The sequence below is a fragment of the Anoxybacteroides rupiense genome (assembly GCF_014196195.1).
GTDB classification, from domain to species: Bacteria; Bacillota; Bacilli; order Bacillales; family Anoxybacillaceae; genus Anoxybacteroides; species Anoxybacteroides rupiense.
Genome location: NZ_JACIDF010000004.1, coordinates 366,048 through 388,197 on the forward strand (window position 1 = coordinate 366,048; position 22,150 = coordinate 388,197).

General features: G+C 41.1%; 21 protein-coding genes. 6 read left to right on the plus strand and 15 right to left on the minus strand.

The genetic code is table 11. The features are described 5' to 3' along the window. The first annotated feature begins 102 nt into the window (after window positions 1-102). Both GGQ95_RS09610 and GGQ95_RS09615 read left to right on the plus strand, forming a co-directional pair. Window positions 103-543: a disulfide formation protein C gene (locus GGQ95_RS09610; protein WP_159719366.1), complete on the plus strand. Its 441-nt coding sequence runs from the start codon at window positions 103-105 to the stop codon at window positions 541-543. Next, a complete protein-coding gene (locus GGQ95_RS09615) occupies window positions 540-1,004 on the plus strand; it encodes a thioredoxin family protein (RefSeq protein ID WP_066147924.1) in 465 nt (154 codons plus the stop codon). Before GGQ95_RS09610 ends, GGQ95_RS09615 begins: the two co-directional genes overlap by 4 nt. Before the next feature lie 28 nt (window positions 1,005-1,032). Here GGQ95_RS09615 and GGQ95_RS09620 read toward each other — a convergent pair whose 3' ends face one another. Then, the gene (locus tag GGQ95_RS09620) at window positions 1,033-1,416 is read right to left on the minus strand and encodes a DUF5365 family protein (protein WP_311975544.1); all 384 of its coding nucleotides are present in this window, start codon (window positions 1,414-1,416) and stop codon (window positions 1,033-1,035) included. Window positions 1,417-1,813: 397 nt separating this feature from the next. On the opposite strand from GGQ95_RS09620, the gene GGQ95_RS09625 reads away from it, so the two are divergent. Further along, window positions 1,814-2,737: an RluA family pseudouridine synthase gene (locus tag GGQ95_RS09625; RefSeq protein WP_066147918.1), complete on the plus strand. Its 924-nt coding sequence runs from the start codon at window positions 1,814-1,816 to the stop codon at window positions 2,735-2,737. Window positions 2,738-2,899: 162 nt separating this feature from the next. Here the strand turns inward: GGQ95_RS09625 and GGQ95_RS09630 are convergent, their stop codons facing one another. The 7 genes from GGQ95_RS09630 to GGQ95_RS09660 all read right to left on the minus strand — a co-directional run bounded on the left by GGQ95_RS09630 (window position 2,900) and on the right by GGQ95_RS09660 (window position 10,884). After that, window positions 2,900-4,246 (minus strand): hemolysin family protein, encoded by a 1,347-nt coding sequence (locus GGQ95_RS09630; protein ID WP_066147915.1) that lies wholly within the window; start codon window positions 4,244-4,246, stop codon window positions 2,900-2,902. A gap of 59 nt (window positions 4,247-4,305) precedes the next feature. Beyond that, window positions 4,306-4,995, minus strand: a complete 690-nt coding sequence (locus tag GGQ95_RS09635) for a zinc metallopeptidase (protein ID WP_044745564.1) — start codon at window positions 4,993-4,995, stop codon at window positions 4,306-4,308. A 748-nt stretch (window positions 4,996-5,743) separates the two neighbouring features. Then, entirely contained in the window at window positions 5,744-6,571 is an 828-nt protein-coding gene (locus GGQ95_RS09640) for an aldo/keto reductase (RefSeq protein ID WP_044745561.1), read from the minus strand. Window positions 6,572-6,714: 143 nt separating this feature from the next. Next, window positions 6,715-7,329 carry an NAD(P)H:quinone oxidoreductase gene (gene wrbA / locus GGQ95_RS09645; RefSeq protein WP_183186671.1) on the minus strand — a complete coding sequence of 205 codons (615 nt, stop codon included), beginning with the start codon at window positions 7,327-7,329 and terminating at the stop codon, window positions 6,715-6,717. A 42-nt stretch (window positions 7,330-7,371) separates the two neighbouring features. Continuing rightward, window positions 7,372-8,076, minus strand: a complete 705-nt coding sequence (locus GGQ95_RS09650) for a pirin family protein (protein WP_066147910.1) — start codon at window positions 8,074-8,076, stop codon at window positions 7,372-7,374. Window positions 8,077-8,437: 361 nt separating this feature from the next. Then, window positions 8,438-9,700, minus strand: a complete 1,263-nt coding sequence (locus GGQ95_RS09655; protein WP_044745222.1) for a dicarboxylate/amino acid:cation symporter — start codon at window positions 9,698-9,700, stop codon at window positions 8,438-8,440. Window positions 9,701-9,852: 152 nt separating this feature from the next. Beyond that, on the minus strand, window positions 9,853-10,884 hold the full coding sequence (locus tag GGQ95_RS09660) for a TRAP transporter substrate-binding protein (protein WP_044745221.1): 1,032 nt from the start codon (window positions 10,882-10,884) through the stop codon (window positions 9,853-9,855). Between the two features lie 241 nt (window positions 10,885-11,125). Between GGQ95_RS09660 and GGQ95_RS09665 the strand changes: the two genes are divergently transcribed. The 3 genes from GGQ95_RS09665 to GGQ95_RS09675 all read left to right on the plus strand — a co-directional run bounded on the left by GGQ95_RS09665 (window position 11,126) and on the right by GGQ95_RS09675 (window position 14,771). Next, window positions 11,126-12,703 (plus strand): ATP-binding protein, encoded by a 1,578-nt coding sequence (locus GGQ95_RS09665; protein WP_183186672.1) that lies wholly within the window; start codon window positions 11,126-11,128, stop codon window positions 12,701-12,703. 19 nt (window positions 12,704-12,722) lie between these two features. Beyond that, window positions 12,723-13,394, plus strand: a complete 672-nt coding sequence (locus tag GGQ95_RS09670; RefSeq protein WP_183186673.1) for a response regulator — start codon at window positions 12,723-12,725, stop codon at window positions 13,392-13,394. Window positions 13,395-14,045: 651 nt separating this feature from the next. Continuing rightward, entirely contained in the window at window positions 14,046-14,771 is a 726-nt protein-coding gene (locus tag GGQ95_RS09675; protein WP_044745218.1) for a DUF8580 domain-containing lipoprotein, read from the plus strand. Between the two features lie 48 nt (window positions 14,772-14,819). On the opposite strand, the gene GGQ95_RS09680 is transcribed toward GGQ95_RS09675, so the two are convergent. From GGQ95_RS09680 to yhbH, 7 genes are all read right to left on the minus strand, one after another. After that, window positions 14,820-16,043, minus strand: coding sequence for a sensor histidine kinase (locus GGQ95_RS09680; RefSeq protein WP_066147898.1), 1,224 nt, complete (start codon window positions 16,041-16,043; stop codon window positions 14,820-14,822). Window positions 16,044-16,054: 11 nt separating this feature from the next. Beyond that, on the minus strand, window positions 16,055-16,726 hold the full coding sequence (locus GGQ95_RS09685) for a response regulator transcription factor (RefSeq protein ID WP_066148364.1): 672 nt from the start codon (window positions 16,724-16,726) through the stop codon (window positions 16,055-16,057). A 73-nt stretch (window positions 16,727-16,799) separates the two neighbouring features. Then, complete coding sequence (locus GGQ95_RS09690) at window positions 16,800-17,969, minus strand: ABC transporter permease (RefSeq protein WP_231734612.1); 1,170 nt, start codon at window positions 17,967-17,969, stop codon at window positions 16,800-16,802. Next, complete coding sequence (locus GGQ95_RS09695) at window positions 17,947-18,657, minus strand: ABC transporter ATP-binding protein (protein ID WP_066147892.1); 711 nt, start codon at window positions 18,655-18,657, stop codon at window positions 17,947-17,949. The genes GGQ95_RS09690 and GGQ95_RS09695 overlap by 23 nt, the downstream gene beginning before the upstream one ends. 4 nt (window positions 18,658-18,661) lie before the next feature. Continuing rightward, window positions 18,662-19,606: an efflux RND transporter periplasmic adaptor subunit gene (locus GGQ95_RS09700; RefSeq protein ID WP_244963658.1), complete on the minus strand. Its 945-nt coding sequence runs from the start codon at window positions 19,604-19,606 to the stop codon at window positions 18,662-18,664. Between the two features lie 373 nt (window positions 19,607-19,979). After that, window positions 19,980-20,534 (minus strand): signal peptidase I, encoded by a 555-nt coding sequence (gene lepB / locus GGQ95_RS09705; protein ID WP_066147887.1) that lies wholly within the window; start codon window positions 20,532-20,534, stop codon window positions 19,980-19,982. A gap of 453 nt (window positions 20,535-20,987) precedes the next feature. After that, window positions 20,988-22,148, minus strand: a complete 1,161-nt coding sequence (yhbH, locus tag GGQ95_RS09710; RefSeq protein WP_044745213.1) for a sporulation protein YhbH — start codon at window positions 22,146-22,148, stop codon at window positions 20,988-20,990. Window positions 22,149-22,150: the final 2 nt, after the last annotated feature.

Here is a 22,150-nt window from a genome sequence, read left to right on the forward strand (position 1 = left end):
GATAATCCATCATTGGAAGATTCAAGCCTGCCATAGACGGCAAACCGTAATAGACATCACACACATCGTGCAGCAATTAAAAAAGATAGTAGGGAGCATGATATGAATCGAAAAGAAAAAATGGTAGAAAATTTATTGCTGGGTGCATGGGGAACTGCTCTAATCGCCACATTAGGAAGTCTTTATTTTTCGGAAGTGATGAAATTCATACCGTGTGATCTTTGCTGGTTTCAGCGCATTTTTATGTATCCGCAGGTCATTCTTTTAGGACTAGCAGCTATTCGCAAGGAATATAGCATGGCACGATATAGCTTGGCGCTGTCTGTGATCGGCGGCACGATTTCACTTTACCATTACTTAATCCAAAAAGTGCCTCTACTCCAAGAGCATGCGATTACTTGCGGCCGCGTTCCATGCACAGGCCAATACATTAATTGGTTAGGCTTTATCACCATTCCATTTTTAGCGCTCACAGCGTTCTCCATCATTAGTCTACTAAGCACGTTCATCATCCGAACAGTGAAGGAAGGGAATTTCAATTGAAAAAAATCTTGATTTTCGGGACCGTTATCCTCGCTTTATTCTTAGCAATCTCTTGGATCACGTCTTATCAGCAAACTGAAAAAGCAAAAGACAATCCTTATAAAAAAGAAAAGTTAGATCCCGCCACCATTGAACAGCTGGATGATCCAAACTACAAAAACCTCATCCTACCAGATGAGCTTGCTAAAAAGCTCGATAATCATGAAACGGTGACAGTATATTTCTATAGTCCTACTTGCCCACACTGCGAAAAAACAACACCGATCGTCGTTCCACTTGCCAAAAAAATGGGCATTGACTTGAAATTGTTCAATTTGCTTGAGTTTGAAGATGGCTGGGATACGTATCATATCGATGGGACACCGACCATTGTCCACTTTGAAAATGGCAAAGAAGTAAAGCGAATTGACGGATACCGTGAGGAAAACGTTTTTCGCGATTGGTTCGAATCGATTAAGTAAAAAGGGCTCTCATCAGCAAGAGTCCTTTTTACATGACCCAATCATTTTGCGGCCGCGAATACATGCTAAAAATACGGCGGCGTTTTTTCCGGAACTGGTCAATAGTAAACGGAAAGGATATTCCAAACTTCTCAAGCAACTGAACATTCCGTTCAAATAAATGATGATATCCTTCTTGGATACCATGATGTTCAATGCACTCAATGACGGTAAGGAGCGATTGCAAGGCCGAAATCAATTGGAATGCTTCTTTCATCGTGCCGTTATATCGCAAACCTTCCATAGAGAGAATTTGCAACTGTTCAAATTTTTGAATCTGCTCATCGTCAAAATAACACGGAAATACTTCGCTATAAAAACAATGAATTAAATCGCCGATATGCTCCTCATGCTCTTTTGTCGCTGCATTCACTACCTTCAATGCTACATACCACCTTTTTCTACTACATTCTACTCTTGCATGTTCAGATCGTTCAACGATACTATGAGTGTATCATACATGCTGAATCAATAGTGAAAGAAATTATTTCCACAATGCAAGAATCTCCCATCGGTTTCTTACTGCTATTGTTTCATGACTCTATTAGCGGTAGTGGACGTTACATGTAAAAATGATCGATATAACTCGATCCCTTGGGAGGACGATCCGTTTTTGACGGTCAGGCGACCAAATAAGGAATGTTCTAAAAGCTATATGGTTTGTCCCAATCGCCTAACTCTTGTTGAATTTAGAGCGTAATAGGCCAAAACGGGGCGCACGCTGTTGGCTATCTCTCTGCACTACTTATTCAGTTTATAAATGATAGAAAATGAAGGTGAAAAATGTGCTAACAATTCGCAAAGGAGAATGGCTAGAATTTACTGTACCGTCCGACTGGCACGGACAAACGATCGAATCTTTATTAAGGACCATGTGGAATTCACCAAAAAAATGGCTTCATCAACTCCGAATGGAAAAAGGAGTGAGAGTAAACGGAGAAACAGTGTCTTGGCAAACCCGCCTGCAAAAAAACGACCGATTCCAGATATGGGTGTATAAACCTGAGACGTCCGACATTTTACCAAACTATCAGGAGCTTGATATTTTGTGGGAAGACGAGCATCTTATCGTCGTAAATAAGGCTGCTGGAATGGAGGTCCATCCAACCTCTCCCAATCAAACAAACACATTATCCAACATTGTAGCAGCCTATTTTCAAACAAAGGGGATTTTTACAAAGGTTCGGCATATCCATCGCTTGGATCGGGATACATCAGGAGCTATTTTATTTGCTAAACACGCTTTGGCAGGTGCCATATTGGACCGTATGCTGGAACAGCGGCAAATCAAACGAACCTATGTAGCTCTTGTTCATGGAATTTTAAAGGAGAAAAGCGGAAGCATTGACGCACCAATCGGACGGGATCGCCATCATCCGACAAGGCGAAGGGTATCAAAAACCGGCCTGGCCGCTGTAACCCATTATCGGGTTCTCGATACGGACTTTAAAAAGCAAACTTCATTGGTCGAACTTACGTTAGAGACAGGACGCACACATCAAATCCGCGTGCATATGAGCTATATTGGTCATCCTTTAGTCGGCGATCGTTTATATGAGGGAAGCGCCCAACCATTGTCAAGACAGGCGCTTCATGCATTCAAGCTCGATTTCCCGCACCCTTTTACCAATGAATTCATTCGCTGCGTAGCTCCTTGCAATGATAAATGGCTGCCTAATACCCTCTGGTCATAAAGCTTGCCTTGCAGACGCTTTTATCATGCACCATTAGTCTCGCTCGGCTGCATTGATCGTCTGCAAGCGTTTTTCAATCGCCATCCATAGATGAGGATGAAAATAGCTGTAGACAAAGTCCAAATGGACTTTGTCTACAGCTTAGCTTTGTACACTTTGCTATCAATAATGAAATTGGGCCTCTCCATCACCATGTAGCGAATGATCTTCCTCTTGAGCTTCCTTTCTCGTGACTTCAATCGTTTTTACATGATGACCATCCATCTCCAGCACCTTCAACAAGTAATGATCCACCTCGATGCTGTCGCCTTCTTTGATATCATAGTGTTCTGTTAAAATCCAGCCGCCGATCGTATCAACGTCACTATCATCAATTGACAGACCAAATAAATCATTGACCTCGCTAATCAACACTTTTCCATCAACCACTGTATGCAGATCATCAATTTTTTGGATTAACGGAAGCTCATCAACGTCAAACTCATCTTGAATTTCACCAACAATTTCCTCCAAGATATCTTCAACCGTAACAAGTCCTGACGTTCCGCCATATTCGTCCACTAAAATCGCCATGTGAATACGTTCTTTTTGCATTTTTACAAGCAAATCATGAATGGCAATCGATTCAATCACTTGAATGATTGGACGAATATAATCCTTTAGCTCCTTCGTTTGTGAGCGATTAGCGACGAGATCTGTAAATACTTCCTTTACATTAATTAAACCGAGAACGTGGTCTTTATCTCCATCAATCACCGGATAACGTGTATACTTTTCTTCTTTAATGATCTCGAGATTTTCTTGAATCGAATGATTCATATCAAGAGCTACAATCTCTTTGCGCGGTACCATGATCTCCTTTGCCACCCGGTCATCAAAACGGAAAATGTTATTGACGTATTTATATTCAGATTGGTTAATTTCCCCGCTTTTATAGCTCTCTGATAAAATAAGCCGCAATTCCTCTTCAGAATGCGCAAGCTCATGCTCTGACGCAGGCTTCAAGCCAAACAAATTGGTTACAAGGCGTGCGGATGTATTCAGTGTCCAAATAAATGGATACATGAGCTTATAAAACAAAATAAGCGGCTTTGCTGTAAATAATGTAATAGCTTCAGCTTTTTGAATTGCGAATGTCTTCGGCGCCAGTTCACCAACAACCACATGCAAAAACGTAATGCTAGCAAAGGCAATAATAAAAGACAAAACATGCGAGAGAGATTCGGATAAATCCAATCCTTCAAATACCGGCAGGAGCATTCGCTCAACAGTCGGCTCCCCTAGCCAACCTAATCCTAACGATGTAATCGTAATCCCAAGCTGGTTAGCTGATAAATACTCATCCAAATTTGAAATAACATTTTTCGCGGCAATCGCATGTTTATTTCCTTCGCTAATCAATTGATCGATTCTTGATGTCCGCACCTTGACGATAGCGAATTCCGAGGCAACGAAAAAGCCGGTAATCGCAATTAATAAAGCCACTATCACTAAATTAAATATGTCCAATTAGTTTCCGCACACGTTGACCGTGTGCGGATTACACCTCCTACAAAACGAATTGTATGTTACTCTTCATCGTTATTGCTTTGGGTAAAGATAAGTATATATTTCAACAGCTCAAGCACCGAAATAAGCGCAGCGGCCACATAAGTCAAAGCGGCTGCCCCCAGCACCTTGTTCACTCCACGCTCCTCTTCACGCTGGATAATTCCTTCAGCAAGCATAAATTTCTTCGCTCTTGAGCTTGCATTAAATTCAACGGGCAGCGTGACTAGCTGAAACGCTACAGCAAAGGAAAAGAAAATAATGCCTAGCCCAATAAGGGAAAGCTGCTTAAAAAGAAATCCCGCTATTAATAAGAACGGAGCGGCTCCAGATGTGAAATTAACAATCGGGAACATGCGGTGGCGAAGCACTAGCGCTCCATATGATTGCTTATGCTGGACAGCATGGCCGACCTCATGCGCTGCCACAGAAACGGCGGCGATGGAACGTCCGTAATATACTGGTTCTGATAGGCGAACAGCACGGGAAATCGGATCATAATGGTCCGTTAATCTTCCTCGAACTGGCTCAACAGGCACATGATAAAGACCATTGCGGTCTAAAATCATTCTGGCCACTTCCGCTCCCGTTAATCCGGAAGAAGCTAATACTCTTGACCATCTTTCAAAGTTTCCCGAAACTTTAAATTGCGCCCACAGAGAAATGCCAAATGCAATCATAATTAAAAAATCCATCGGATGAAAAAACATTCATAAACCCTCCGTTAATGGTCGCATAACATCCTGAAAAACATGTTATACTATTTAATATTTTACTGTACCTCGCATTTTTTCGTCAAACAAAGTCCTCTTTACCCTTTAGTATGGAAAAAATGAATACATATACAAATTCCTTTTTATTCTTGTCCGCTTTTTCAAGATGATTCGCTCCATCTTTTTTATCATGCTCATAGCTTATTCTCTTCTCCCCTTCAGCCGTGTTTTCGCCATATCAAATTGAGGGAACCTTTCGATCTTTTCGTTTTATTGGATCTCCATGATTCGCAAATGGAGCCAATGCCGAAGTCATGTATATATAGACGTAGCTCTTGTTCTATTTCATCGTTGGGTTTCAGAACAAGAAGCTTCTCCCCCCTATAAAATTAAAAAGGCTTCCATCATGAAGCCTTAAATTGATGATAAACATTTTTATCCTCCATCAATGGCGATCGCTCTTCCGCTTATGAGCTTCTTTCGTGCGATTTGCACCTCCCAGCTGCATTCTTTATTTGTGTTTTCAAGCCAGTTTGATGTGGAAGCATCGCTACAAATGGAGGCTATTAAAATGGTTGTAGCCAAAATCCATGTTCACTTTGACTACAACCTGAAAACCTTCTCTTATGACACCTTTTTACAGCAAGCAACCTTTTTTCTCACAGTACGACGTCTTAGAGATGAAAGGATACATGAATCTCTCCCAACTCCACTTTATAAGGTGCGAAACTTCTTAGTGAATATGTTAAAAATTAAAATTATCTGGATCGGGACCGATCCGCTCATTTTTATTGAGGGAATTAATTTTCTCCATGTCCTCTGCCGTTAATTCAAAATCAAAAATGTTTGCATTTTCTTTAATACGATGTGGAGTGACTGATTTTGGAATAGTCACCACTTCGTTTTGCAAATCCCAGCGAAGAATCACTTGTGCCGGTGATTTTCCATATTTCTTTCCGATTTCAATTAAAGTGGAATCATGAAGCAATTCCCCTTGCATAAGCGGCGACCAAGCCTCCAACTGAATTCCATGCTGTTTGCAGAAGGATCGAAGCTCTTCTTGAGTAAGGCGCGGATGATACTCCACTTGGTTTACCATCGGCTTAATTTGACAATCCGCAAGCAAATCTTCTAAATGATGAATCTGAAAATTACATACTCCAATAGCGCGCACGCGGCCATCTTTGTATAGCTGTTCAAGCGCACGATACGTATCCTTATACTTCCCCTTTACAGGCCAATGAACCAAATAAAGGTCCACATAATCAAGACCAAGCTTTTGCAAACTGTCCTCAAACGCTTTTAATGTAGTATCATATCCTTGATCTGAATTCCACACTTTTGTAGTAATAAAAAGCTCTTGTCGCGGCACGCCAGATTCCTTTATAGCCTGGCCGACTCCTTGTTCATTTTTATAGACTGCGGCTGTATCAATATGACGGTATCCTACTTCAATCGCTGTTTTCACCGCTTGAACTACTTCCTCGCCATCCTTTACTTTCCAAACACCAAATCCAAGCCACGGCATTTTGACACCATTATGTAAGATCGCTCCATCATGTAAGCTGTTCATTGCTTCTCCTCCTTCCAAATTTTACGTTTTCATTATCGCTTTTTTTGCTTTTAAAAAGCAAAAGATATGCTTGATCAAAAAACCGGCTTCTTATCGCCTTATGGCGATGTTAGAAGCCGGTTTCATCTGATCTCATGAATTTTTTATTTTTGTAAACCGTTTTTCACCCATTGGGCGACTTGCACCGTGCGTTTTGCTTGATGTTTGACAGCCGCCTCAGCATCTTCAGCAATATTGCCGTTTTGATCTACTGTTACACTTGTACCATATGGATTTCCTCCGCCAGCAAAAATCGCCGAATCGGTATATCCTGGCGCTGCCACAATGGCTCCCCAATGATACATCGTTGTGTACAATTGCAAAATGGTTTGCTCTTGACCACCATGAGGATTTTGAGAGCTTGACATAGCACTTACCACTTTGTTGACAAGCTTCCCTTGGAACCAAAGCCCCCCTGTTGTGTCTAAAAATTGTTTAAGCTGCCCTGGAACATTGCCAAATCGGGTTGGTACGCTGAAAATAATCGCATCTGCCCATTCCAAGTCATCTAGCGTAACCGTTGGAACATCTTTTGTTGCTTCCACATGTGCCTTCCAAGCAGGGTTAGATTCAATGGCTGCCGCTGGAGCAAGCTCGGGAACTTTTAATACCTTTACGTCTGCCCCTGCGTCTTTCGCTGCTTCTTCTGCCCATTTCGCTAATTTGTAATTGGTTCCGGTAGAACTGTAATAGATGATCGCTAAGTTGACATTGGTCATATCCATTCTCTCCTTTATAAATATATAATCTCATTCCGCCTTTTAAGGCAGATCAATGAGCATTACCCGCGTATCGGTCTCAGCGGCTATTTTTAATTGAGGGGTTTGAGCCATTCGTGCAGAATCTCGTTTATATAGATTAACCTCCTCGTTAACCTTCAATTCTCCATCAATCACAAACAGGAAAATGCGACGGCCGCTCTCCTGCTCAAATATGATCTCATTTCCCGCTTCGATATCTGACAAATAGATGGTTAAATCCTGATGAATGTGCGCCACATTAGGAGATTGTGGATTTTTCGCTACAACAGGAAGCCATTGGTTTTTCAATTGGCTTATATCAAAGTCGGTTCTCTCATAAGACGGAGCAAGGCCTTGACGTTCTGGCAAAAACCAAAGCTGCAGCAAATTCACATCCTCTGTCGCTGATGGATTCACCTCAGAATGAACAATTCCAGTTCCAGCCGACATTCGCTGAATGCCGCCAAATGTAGTAACGGCCTCATTGCCTAAACTATCTTTATGTTTCAGCTGACCGCTAAGCACAATCGACACAATCTCCATTTCTTGATGGGGATGTGCACCAAATCCACGAAGTGGTTTGATCACATCATCATTTAATACACGCAAGGGGCCAAAATTTACGTTAGTTGGGTCAAAATACTCAGCAAAAGAAAAACTAAAGTGCGTATCTAGCCAACCATGAGTTGCATGATATCTTTCATCTGCCGGATATATTTGAATCAACCTAGCTCACATCCTCCCAAAAGTCAAAAATCTTGAAATCGAGATAATAAATTTCGATCTAATAAATTTTTAATTCGAGATTTATTATACAAACAATAAATACCATTGTCAACCTATTTTGAATAAAAAAGCATACACTTCCTTTTTTACTTTTTTGTATGAACATGGAGCCTATATAGTGTAACGACGGCTGAAGGAAAATCTACTTCTTTGCCTTCGGCCGCCGATTTTTCTGAAGATATTGGTTCATGCTGAACCACGCTCTTTCAAAAGCAATATAGTCAGCATGTCCAAGAATTCATTTGCCGAAATCTTGCGCTAGCTATATTCCATGATCTTTTCTGTCATCCTCCACCGTCCATTACTGGGCGATGGTCATCTTTTGATTCATCTCAGGATTGCCCTCAGTATGAAATTCCTTTTCCATTTTTGAAACAACAACTGTAGCTACCCCGTTTCCGATGAGATTCGTGATAGCGCGCGCTTCCGACATAAAGCGATCCACTCCAAGAAGCAATGCAATTCCCTCTACTGGAATCATCGGAAATGCTGTGAGCGTTGCCGCCAGCGTAATAAACCCTGATCCCGTTACTCCTGCCGCTCCTTTCGAAGTCAGCATTAACACACCTAACAATGTGAGTTCTTGCCATATGGTCAGATCAATCCCGTACGCTTGCGCAATAAACATGGCCGCCATGGAAAGATAAATCGATGTTCCATCTAAATTGAAAGAATATCCTGTCGGAACCACAAGACCAACGACCGATTTAGAACACCCATACTTTTCGAGTTTTTCCATCATTTTCGGCAAGGCTGACTCTGAAGAAGATGTCCCGAGCACAAGCAAAATTTCGTCTTTAATGTATGCAATAAATTTAAAAATGCTAAATCGATAAAATTTAGCAATCGCCCCCAGCACAAGCACGATAAATAAAAACATTGTCATATAAACAGATCCCATTAGCTTTCCAAGGGCCACTAAAGAGCTTAATCCAAATGTACCGATCGTATAAGCCATAGCGCCAAAAGCGGCAAGAGGAGATACCTTCATTACCATGTTAACAATACGGAAGAAAATATCAGCTAATCTTTCAAATAAATCTACTACTGGCTTTGCTTTTTCTCCCATTGCCGCTGTCGCTAATCCAAACAGTACAGCAAAGAAAAGAATCGGAAGCAGGTCTCCCTTCGCCATCGCTCCAACCACATTATCAGGAATAATACTTAATAAAAACTCGACAATCCCGTGGTCCGTTGCTTCTGCCTGCTTCGTATACTGGGAAACATCGCCCCCCTTTATCGCGTCTATATTAACTCCTGCACCAGGCTTGATAAGATTGACAACGATGATCCCGATAGCTAAAGCAAACGTCGTCACAATTTCAAAATAAATGAGCGCTTTACCGCCAATTCGTCCTACCTTTTTCAAATCCCCCATGTTTCCAATACCGATGACAACAGTAAAGAAAATAATGGGTGCGATCAGCATTTTAATCAACTTAATAAATCCATCGGCTAGCACCTTTAGCTGCGTTCCAAAATCGGGAAATAAAAAACCTACCAAAATACCAAGCACAATTCCCGTGAGCACTTGAACCGTTAAATTTTTAAAATGAATCCTCATCCTTCTGTCCCCCTCTATTTGATAACGCTTTCATTTATCATCGCCTTTATCTTAACAAACGACAGAAGAGTATGAATATTATGGTAATATTGTTCATTTTGTTCATTTTGTTCTTCAAACCAAATCCATAAAAAATACTGAGCCAATGAGGCTCAGTGCTGAATCTTCCGCAAAAGATCGTTGCCAAATTCTCTCTGAAATTCTTCATATAATGGTCTAAATGACTGTTTCCATTTTTCTCTTTCTGTTTCTGTAAGTTCATAAATATGCATTTGCTGATTTTGTTTCATTCGTTCCAATTCTTCTTGATTTTGTTGTTTAGACTGCTGTAAATTCCATCTCGTTGTCTCCTGCATGGCTTCGGTAATTTTTTCTTGAATATCTTTTGGTAAACTATTCCAGAACCTGCCGTTGACTATAACAGCATAGCCAAGATAGCCATGATTACTGATTGTTAAGTATGGTTGAAATTGATAAAACCCTTTTGAATAAATATTGGAGATCGTATTTTCTTGCCCATCAAATTCATGCTTCTCTAACGATTCATAAACACGGTCAAAAGAAACTACGATCGGATTGGCCCCTAAAACCTGAAACTGTTTGCTAATGACTTCACTCGGCATCACCCGAAACCTTAATCCTGAAAAATCGTTTGGTTCAATCAATAGCCGGCGATTGCTCATCATCTGTTTAAAACCATTGCTCCATAACGCAAGCCCTTTCATCCCTTCGCGGTCAAGCATCGCTAATAATTGCTTTCCGACCTCTCCTGTAAAGGTTCTTTCGACATCGCTATAATCTTGAAAAATAAACGGCAAATCCAGAACCTGCCACTCTGGAATCAACTGTGTGACCTTTGACAATGATGGGGCAATCATTTGCACATCACCGCGCAATAAGGCATCGATTTCTTCCCCGTCTGAGTATAAAGATCCATTTGGAAATACTTCTACCTTCACCCGGCCATTTGTCTTCTTCTCCACCAATTGAGCGAATTTCTGCGCTGCTAATCCTTTTGGTGTATTTTCAGCGACAACGTGGCTAAAATAAATCACAATTTGCTTGTTTAACCCTTGCTGTTCATCATCATAAACAAGCTGCTCCGGCTTTTGAATTTGTATCATCCATACGATTACAGCAGCTAAAATAGCCAATAAGCCGGTGATCATCCATTTTCTTCTCATGCTTCTCTCCCGTCACCTGTTTTCTGCTTTGAGAAAATTCTAACATATACAGAGAGAAATGATAAAATAGATAGAAGAAAAGTTTTATGCTTTATGATCAAGACACAATGGAGGATCTGTTTTGGGAACCCATCGCTTCAATCTTTCTCCTGTTTTTTCTGCTGCCTCTCACGGTCAAAAAACAGAGAGGCAACAGGCAAAACAACTGGCATGCTTTGTCTTTCTGAGAAGGAGTTGACAGATGAAAAGACTATCGATTCGTTGGAAAATTACAGCCCTTATCTTTTTTATTGTGAGCTTCTCTTTACTGTTAGGCGGCATTGTGATTGTCGGAAATTTCGTTCACACAAAGGAAGAAGAGCTGAAACAACGCGCTCTTTTAACTGCGCGCACGGTCTCTGAACTTCCAGAGATCAAGCAAAATATAATAGGAACACCAGCTGGGCGACACTCTATTAATGCTGTGGTGGAACGTTTACGAATCATTCATGGAGCGACCTATATCGTCGTATTAGATCAACATCGTATTCGATTATCCCATCCTGTGCAAGAAATGATCGGCAAGCCGTCATTTGGAAAAGATGAAGGCCCTGCCTTCGCTGAACATACATACACATCTAAAGCTCGCGGTGAAATTGGCACGGTTATTCGCGCATTTGTTCCGATTATGAACAACGATCACCAGCAGATTGGCGTCGTTATCGCCGCTTATCAGCTTCCGAGCGTCCTAGAAGCATTATTATCCTTAAAAATAGAAATTTTGCTTACCGCTGGCCTTTCTTTATTGTTTGGGGGAATCGGATCTTGGCTGCTTGCTTCTCATATTAAGCGGCAAATGTTTCAACTGGAGCCGCATGAAATTGCGAAGCTGCTTGTTGAGCGAACAGAGACATTTAATGCGATGCATGAAGGGGTTATTGCCATTGATAAAGATGAAAAAATTACGATTTTTAACGACAAAGCGAAACAAATGTTAGGAATTTATGAAGATGTCATTGGCAAACCGATTCGTTTGATCCTTCCCGATACACACTTACCGGAAATCCTGCAAATCAATGAGCCAATCTATAATAAAGAACTGCAAACTCGGCATTTAAATATTTTAAGCAACCGAATTCCTATTAAAGTAAATGGTCAAATTGTCGGAGCCGTCGCTATTTTTCAAGATCAAACAGAAGTCAAAAAGCTGGCGGAGGAATTGACAGGAGTGAAAGCCTTCGTCAGCGCCTTGCGGGTTCAAAATCACGAATATATGAATAAGCTTCATACCATTGCTGGCCTTATTCAGCTCGGCCATAAAGAAAAAGCGCTTGAATACGTATTTAAGATAACTGAAGAACAGGCCGAACTGACTAAATTTTTAAGCCAAAAGATTAAAGATGATAGTATTTCCGGACTGCTGCTTAGCAAAATCCGCCGCGGAAAAGAGCTCGGCATTCAAGTCATCATCGACCGCCATAGTAAGCTCAAAAAACTCCCAAGTGCGTTAGACCATCATGATTTCGTGGTTATACTTGGAAATTTAATCGAAAACGCCTTCGACTCTTTTCAAACGATGATTGAGCGAAAGAAAGAAATTTATATTAGCATTGAACAGAATGATGAACTCTTATGCCTTTCAGTAGAGGATAACGGTTGCGGTATCGATCAGCGCCATCTCCCTTATATTTTTGATGAAGGATTTTCAACAAAGGATAAAAAGAACCGGGGCATCGGCTTATATCTCCTTCAACAAATCGTCAGGAAAGGGAACGGAAAAATCCATGTAGAATCAGAGATGGGCAAGGGAACCATTTTTACTATTACATTCGACATGTAAGAAAAGGGGAAAATAAAGAATGTACAAAGTGCTATTAATCGAAGATGACCCGATGGTGCAAGAAGTCAATCGACAATTTATTGAGCAAGTTCCGCACTTTAAAGTGATCGGTATATCCTCAAATGGAATCCAAGGAATCGAAATGGTGCGCCGTCTTCATCCTGATTTAGTCATCGTTGATATTTATATGCCGCACCAAGATGGACTGGAAACATTGCAGAAGATTCGAACAGAGGGGCACGCCGTTGATGTCATTGCCATTACCGCTGCCAGCGATATAGAGACGGTAAGACGTGTACTGCAAAACGGCGCATTTGATTATATTATGAAGCCATTCAAATTTGAACGATTAAAACAGGCATTAGAAAATTATCATACTTTCCGACAAAAGCTGACTATTAAAACCACATTAACACAGCAAGAATTGGACAGGCTTTTGCAAATGCCGCAGATCGAAAGAAATGGCGGACTTCCAAAAGGATTGAATGAGATTACACTTCAAAAAATCATCAATTACCTTCAGCAACAGGCAATCCCTGTTTCAGCAGAAGAGGTAGCTGAGGGAGTCGGAATTGCCCGCGTCACTGCCCGGCGTTATTTAGAATATCTAGAAAAGCAACAAAAAGTGCAAATCGATATTCAATATGGCGGAGTCGGCCGGCCTATTAACCGCTATATGTTAAAACATTAGCTTTTCTATATAAGTGATGAATGACTTTAGCAATTGGCCCCATTTGCGAATGATCGAGGCCCCGCGAAAAAAGGGAACAGACGGCCCATCCAAAAGCAGAGTTCTATTTTCTTCGATGGTCGGAGACAAATCTACGACTTGCCTTTTCGTCACAAGAAGGTAAGATAAAGATCTGAAAGCAGCGCTGCTCGACCGCCCGCGCCCAGACCATCGCAAAACCGGCCAAATTCTATCATACAAATACAATCATGCTATGTAGCTTATGATTGTGATAGAATGATGAATAATCCATCCTTTTCACATGATTCATTCAAAATCAAGAATATCCATGCCCTGCTTGTGGGAGAACAAGCAACAAAGTAGTTTGATTCTAAATGATTTTCTATCCATTTTTCAGAAAGCGATTAGCGTTAAGGTAATAAGCGTCATTTGAACTTCTATTTTCATCCATTTTCTAGCGCCCCCTCCACCTACACTTCGTTAAGAGATGAGGAGCTTCTCGATGGATGATGTTAAAAGGTTATAGTAAAAAATAGGCAGAAAGCCTCTATTTCGCATATTGCGGCACATTTTTAGTAAAATAATGGATAATTCGTACTCTTCATATGATATAATAATGATATTCTTCCATTTATTTAAGGAGGGCTTTTTATGAAATCACTATACAAAATATTGACACTGTTTGTAGCAGGAACTGTTCTTCTAGCTGGTTGTGGCACAAAGCAGGAAACTGAAAAAACGGCAACAACTCCAAACGCTAACACTGCCAGCACTCAAGACAACAGTAGCACAGACAACAGCAACAAAGACAGCAGCGTCAGCACGAATAATAACAATTCGACAGATCATCATAACATAGGCACTGACAGCCCGAATACGGACAATGCATCTCAAACAGAGGCCAAACCTCCCACTAAGAAAAAGCTATCTTATACTAAAGATGGAAAAACATATGAAGAAACAGGAAAATTAGAAACAAGTGAAAACCAATCCTTCTCTCTTTATGTTTTAGGGAACTGGAAGCTTGAAGCAGAAGAACCGAATTCTGATGTTCTCCTAAAAGATCGTTCATTTGTCAGAATCCGCCTAGTGCAGCCAGACGACAACGAAACGGACTATGCCAAAATGGTCGAAGATCAAGCCAAGGCAGTGACCTCCGACGCTGTCCAGCAAGAAACCAATAACCTGCAAGGAATGCTTCATCAAGCGGTCTGGTACAAAGCTTATACAAACGATACGGCCGTAAATGTGCTTTGGATCAAAGGAAACGTTCCAATGATTGTTAATATCCAGACACCGCGTAACCAAGAAGTACTGGAACCTATTTTTGCAATGCTAGAGACGATTCAAAAACTGGATACTTCCCAAACGAATTAATTCGCTTGATTTGGCAATGGGAAGGTGGGAGATTTCTCGGTGGATCTGTTAAATTTTTTGATTTTTAGGAAAGGTAATTTCAAAACAGGTCCCTTCACCTAGCTTACTTTTCACTTTCACCTTCCCATAATGCTGGTCGATAATCCATTTCGCAATGGAAAGCCCCAAACCTGCTCCATCTGATGCGGCGCGAGCTTTATCGCTTTGGTAGAAGCGATCAAAAATTTTCGGAATGTCCTCTTCTGCAATACCGATTCCATTATCCTGTACTTTTAGTATAATAGAAGATGCGCTTTGATGGCAGGAAAGATGGATTTTTCCTCCTTCCTTTGTATATTTCATGGCATTATCTAATAAAATCACAATCAGCTGATGAATCCTTTCTCTATCTCCCGCAAATAAAAGAGAAGGTTCACTATCTAGCGTCATTTCTTTTTGCTGATAGGAAGCAATTTCATCATAATGATTGACAATTTCCCGCAGCAACTCATCGATTCGAAATGGCTCCTTTTTCATCTCGATCTGATTTGAATCCGAACGGGCCAATGTTAATAAATTCGCTACCAGCTTAGAAAGACGTCTGCATTCTTTAGCAATGACGGAGATATCGACAATTTTTTCTTCGATGGTCGCCGAAGGAGAGCGAAACAATAAATCCGTTTTCGCCTGTATAACCGCTAAAGGTGTTCTAAGCTCATGAGAGGCATCGGAAACAAACTGCTGCTGCTTTTGCCAAGCGCTTTTAATGGGCACCAGCGCTCGTTCAGCAAGAAAATATCCCGCTGCCACCGAGCAAAGAAGAGCGACGCCGCCTCCTGCTATCATCAGCAGCAACAGACGATTTAAAATTTCTTTTTCCGAATTGATATTCCGCAATATTTGCACAGTTATTTTACCAAACGCCGTATCTATAGAGACAGCCATTGTTCGAAAATATAAATGGTCAATTTGGATATCATATAGCTCATTTAACTGTTGGGGATAAATGGTGAGCTCGTTCTGTTGAAACAATGTTGTGTTCGCATTCGGATCAATGATTTTTCCTTGTTCGTTCCAAGCAATAATAAAAAGGCGAGGATCCCGCAGCGGAGCGATTCTTTCTCCCGCCTCCCCATATTGAACTCGCTCCATCGCACGAATAATGGTCTCATCCACATCTTTATATAAGCGCGTTTGCAAATACGAATATAAAAAAACACCAAGCATGCTAATAAGAATGAAAAAAACAAATGAGTTTAAAATCGTCAGTCGAATATGGGTACGTCGAAACATAGAGGTCTCTCCTATGATTCCGCAAGCATGTATCCCACGCCGCGAATCGTTTTAATATCTGTATGATAGCCAAACGGCTCCAGTTTTTTGCGCAAATGATGAATAAATACCTCGACAATCGCAATCGTCGTATCTGAATCAAATCCCCATACACGATCATAAATTTGTTCTTTCGTTAAAATCGTTCCTTTATTATTGATCAGATATTCCAGCAACTCATATTGCTTCGCAGTCAAGCGAATGAAATGATCATCGACTTTAATATCCTTTTCTTTTCCTAGCAATTCAATCCCGCGATAGCGAAGGGTTTGATTCGTCGTTAAGCTGCCGCTTCTCCTTAATAAAGCACGCAGGCGCGCCTTTAGCTCCGCAGCCTGAAACGGCTTTACCAAGTAATCATCCCCGCCAAAATCAAGTCCCTTTACCCGGTCCTCAAGCGAATCTTTTGCCGTTAAAAATAGAACTGGCGTTTGAATCTCTTCTGCTCTCATTTTCTGAACAATCGCAAAGCCGTCGATTTCAGGAAGCATCACATCCAATATGATTGCATCATAAATATTTTGCCGTGCCAAAAATAGCCCTTCCTCGCCGTTTGTCGCACTGTCTACTGTAAACTCATCATTTAAAATTTGAATAATCGATTGCAATAAATCCACATTGTCTTCTACGATTAATAGCCGCACCCAGTTCCCCTCCTTCTTTCCAATATACAACAAAACGAAGCGGTCGCAAAAGGCGATCGCTTCATTTCCAAAATCAATCATAACGGAGTGCTTGAATCGGATCGAGCTTTGCCGCTTTGCTAGCCGGAAAGACCCCAAAGACAATACCGACAATTAACGAGAACAAGAATGCAATGAGCACGACAGACACAGAATAAGACACAGATAACTTCAGCGTCACAGAGAGTATTTGGCCAATTCCTAAACCAAGTCCAATGCCGATTATCCCTCCAAAAGCACTTAACACAGCGGCCTCAATTAAAAATTGCAGTAAAATATCTCTTCGTTTGGCACCAATGGCTTTACGAATTCCAATCTCTTTCGTTCGTTCTGAAACGGATACGAGCATAATATTCATAATCCCGATTCCGCCGACTAAAAGTGAAATACCTGCAATTCCTCCAAGCATCATGGTCATCGTATTTGTCACCGAACTCATTGTATCCATTAAATCTTGCTGATTAAAAACACTATAGCTATCTTGATGGTCTGGGAACATGCGCATCAAAGTTCGTTCGATTTCTGCCATTATCCAGTTTAATTGTTCAGCACTTTTTGCTTGAATATACATGGTTTGTACATTGGTATTCTTCGTGATACGCTGTGCCGTTGAAAGTGGCAGCAAAATAACATCATCGCCGCTTTGTCCCATGGAACCTCCTTTGGATGCAAGCACCCCTACTACTTTAAAAGATATTCCATCCACCTGAATATATTTTCCGACCGGATTTTCCATTCCAAACAGCGTTTGCGCAGTATTAGCTCCTAAAACAGCTATTTTTTGGCGATATTCTACATCGATATCTGACAAAAAGCGCCCTTGGCTAACTTGAGCCTCTCGCACAGTCTGGTAGGAAGCAGTCGTCCCGATCAACGATACTTGCGTAGCGGTCGTGCCATTTTTAACACTTACACGCCCTGATACAACTGGAGCGATCTCCTTCACCCCGTCCAGTTTACGAAATTTTTCGGTATCTTCTACCGTCAGTTTTACAATATCTGAATTCATCACATTGACCGTTAATAAATTGGTTCCTAATTGATTAATTTGCTCTGCTACAGCTTTACTTGATCCTTGGCCAATCGAAATTAAAACAATGACAGAAGACACGCCAATAATAATTCCAAGCATTGTTAAAAAAGAACGTAGCTTATTGCCGCGAATGCTGCGCATCGCCATTTTAATCGACTGAAGAAGCCTCAATGAAATCACCTCTGCTTTCAAATAAACGACCATCTTGAATACGTACGATGCGCTTCGCCTGTTTGGCCACTTCCCAATCATGGGTAATGATAATAATCGTATGCCCTTGTTCATTTAGTCCTTTCATAATGTTAATAATCTCTTGACTCGTTTTACTATCAAGTGCTCCCGTCGGCTCATCTGCCAGCAAAATAGGAGGATTGCCCACAAGCGCTCGCGCGATTGCCACACGCTGCTGTTGCCCGCCTGATAGTTGGCTTGGCAAATGATGAGCACGTTCTATTAATCCGACTTTTTTAAGGCATTCTTGCGCTATTTGCTGCCTTTCTTTTATTTTCATTCCTCTATACAATAGAGGGAGTTCGACATTTTCCAGCGCAGTTAGGCGCGGCAATAAGAAAAAATTTTGAAAAATAAAACCGATTTTCTCATTTCGAATGGCTGCTAGTTCATTGTCATTCAATCTGGCAATTTCTTTTCCATCAAGAAAATAGCTGCCAGCATCTGGTCGATCCAGGCATCCGATCATATTCATAAAAGTCGACTTTCCTGAACCAGAGGGTCCAACAATCGCCAGGAAATCGCCACTGTGAATCTGCAAAGAAATTCCTTGTAAGGCTTGGACCACCTCACCGCCTAGGCGGTATGTTTTCGTCATATTTTGTATTTCAATAATTGACTTGGCCATTTGCCTACTCCCCTCCTCGGTAGCTTCTGCCACCCATACCGCCTGCCCCATTCATTCGCGGCATACGGTTCATCATTCCGCCAAACTCCATTCTGTTATTCATATTTGAGCTTGTAACTGCCGTTCTCGGCAATTGAACAATCTCTCCCTCTTCTAATCCTTCAGTGATTTCTACGTAATCTTCATTATTGATCCCTGTTTTTATGATCTGTCGTCTAGTAGCTTCGCCATTTTCCGAAGAAGATGGGTCAGTGACAACAACAAACTTTTGTCCATTGATCGTATTAACAGCTTCAATCGGCACGTATAACACGTTATCCTTGCTTTCTACTAAAATACTTGCTTCTGCTGTCATGCCAACCTTCACATTGGTTGATTTATCAAGATGCACTGTCACATCAAATGTTGAAACACCATTAGAGATGGTTCCCTCATTTGCAATAGAGGTCACCTTGCCGCTGTATGTTGTATTGGGAAATGCATTGATTTTCACGCTTGCGGTCTGGCCTGCTTTTATTTTCGGAATATCTAATTCATCGATTTGTACCGTCACTTGTAAATCATCATAATTAGTAAGATGAGCAACAACTTGACCTATTGTTACTCGCTGTCCTGGCTCTACTGCTACTGATGTCACCGTTCCAGCTGCCGGCGCCGTAATTGGATCGCTGCCATCTGTAAAAGTTATCAGCTCTTGCCCTTCTGTCACTTTCTCGCCTTCAGAAACAAGGACTTCGTCTACTTCCTTGTTGGCTTTTGCTTTGAGATCTTCGCTTGTAACAGGCTGGATCGTTCCATTGCCACTTACCTTCACTTCCAACTTTCCTTTTTGCACAGAGGCTGTAGGTGTTTGCGCTACAACAGTATCTTTTTTGCCCATTGACCAAATCCAAACACCTCCGCCAATCACCACAATGGCAACAATGAATATAACTATCCATTTTTTCAATACAGACTCCTCCTTATTGAAACTATTTAAATTGGCTAGTCCTATTATGCAAATCATTTCTTAATTTTTTCTTAATAAAATGGCTTCCTTCTGAGGGAGGAGCTTGAATCTTTCACTTTCCTAGCGTTTCACTAACCCATTCTTTATGTCAGACTGATAAGACAGGAGCGCTTTATCTTACAGGATCCTATTTACACAAAAAAGCATTCGCGGCGATCGCCCGCAAATGCTTAAAACGAAAAACGATGGGAGGGTTATTTATATAAGTTTGAAAATAAAAGAAATGATCTTTAATGAACCGCCCCACTTCCACTCCGTTAAGAAGTGGGAGACTCCTCGATGGATTATGTTAAAAGGTATAAAAACAGTTGCTTTATTTCACTAATCCTGCCTCATCCACTGGCCATATCCGTAATACAGCCTTACCTACAATATCCTTCATTGGCACAAGTCCAAAATAACGGCTATCCTTGCTGACTAAACGGTTATCCCCTAACACAAAAACGTACCCTTTTGGAATGACTTTTTTATTTGTAATTTCCTGCAAAGTAAAATCTCCTGTCACAAGGCCTTCCGTCTCATTTTTCTCCTTCCATGTTTTTAAATATGGTTCATTATAGGCTTTACCATTAATGTATAAAGTATCATGCTTCATTTCAACGGTATCTCCGGGTAAGCCGATAATTCTTTTGATATACTTTTCTTTTGAATCAGGAGCATTGAATACAATGATATCAAAGTGCTTGTATCCCTCCCATTTGCTGAACTTGCTCACGATCAGGCGATTATCATTTTGCAGAGTCGGCAGCATGGACTCCCCTTTCACAATATAAGGAGCAAAAATTAGATTTCTAACTACGACTGCAATAATAACGGCAATTCCAACCGCCTTTCCCCATGATACGATCTCTTCTTTCCAATTTGACATGATCCATTCCCTCTCTTTCTTCTCTGCATTTATCCTTTTGTCGTTTCATTCCCCATATTGATCAATCTTTACAGGTCTGGCTTCTGCTGCGAATTCAGGCCACGCCATCTTCTTAAATAAACATCTATGTATGATCATCCTCACTATTCCAATTATTACTATATGAGTTTATCATATCATCGAGAGAGAGGAGCTAGCAACACCTCGATGGCCTGCTTCGTAAGAAAAGGGCAAAACATCCACCTACTGGCGAAGATCGTACAAGCCCCACTGAGGAGAGCTCGAACCAAGCCAAGTTTGGTCCTGCGCCGTCGCTGAATGAAGGAACCGCCGCAATACGGAGAGGAGCGATTCGAGCCGATGGCGCTTGAAGCTAGACAGCGCCTCACTTCTTTTAAAAAAGGCAAGATCATAAATTCTGATATGATAAAAAACCCCTGCATCACGCAAGGGCTATACAAGTGTTTTATTTTCCTCTTTTCTAAAAAATGTGGTCATCGCGTGAAACACATCCGATTTTTGCTTGAGAATATAGTAACGAAATTTCTCATCTTTAATGTTTTTATAAGCAGACATGAGAGTCGAATGGCGATTGTACTGGTTCACCTCTCCATATCCAAACATATTGGACACCTTCATTAATTCATTCACAAGCTTTACACATCGGGCGTTATCGGAGGTGAGATTGTCTCCGTCTGAGAAATGAAACGGATAAATGTTATAGCGCGAAGGTGAATATTTAGTTTCCACCAATTCAAGCGCTTTTCTGTAGGCTGATGAACAAATGGTTCCTCCGCTCTCCCCTTTTGTGAAAAATTCCTCTTCTGTTACCACCTTCGCTTCTGTATGATGAGCGATAAAAGCAATTTCCACCGTTTCATATTTTGTACGCAAAAACCGTGTCATCCAGAAGAAAAAGCTGCGAGCCATATACTTTTCCCATAGACCCATAGAGCCACTCGTGTCCATCATCGCAAGAACAACCGCTTTCGAATCTGGCTTGACGACTTCATTCCATGTTTTAAATTTTAAATCTTCCGGATAAATTGGATAAAAGCTTGGATTTCCGCTCATCGCATTTCGCTTAAATGCGGACATCATCGTTCGTTTTTTATCAATATTTCCCATCAATCCGGTTCGGCGAATGTCGTTAAACTCAATGTGTTGAACAGTATTTTGATCTGCTTCCTTTCGTTTTAGATCCGGAAGCTCTAACTGGCTAAATAAAGCCTCTTGCAGCTCTAATAGTGAAACTTCGGCCTCATAGTAATCGTCTCCTGCTTGATCACCAGCTCCTTGCCCCTTACCTGGTCCTTTTTGTCCTTCTCCAGAACCATCACGAGCAACCACGTCACCTACTTGACTGTCCCCATCTCCTTGGCCGACATGTTTATTTTTATCGTAGTTATAACGAATTTTATACTCATCTAAAGAACGAATTGGAATTTTAATCACATCGCGACCATTTGACATAATGATGCTTTCTTCAGTAATTAAGTCAGCTAAGTTATTTTTTATCGCTTCTTTTACTTTTTCCTGATGCCTTTTTTGATCATCATGTCCTTTCCGATGGAGGGACCAGTCTTCTTTTGATACAATAAAATTTCCACTCATTG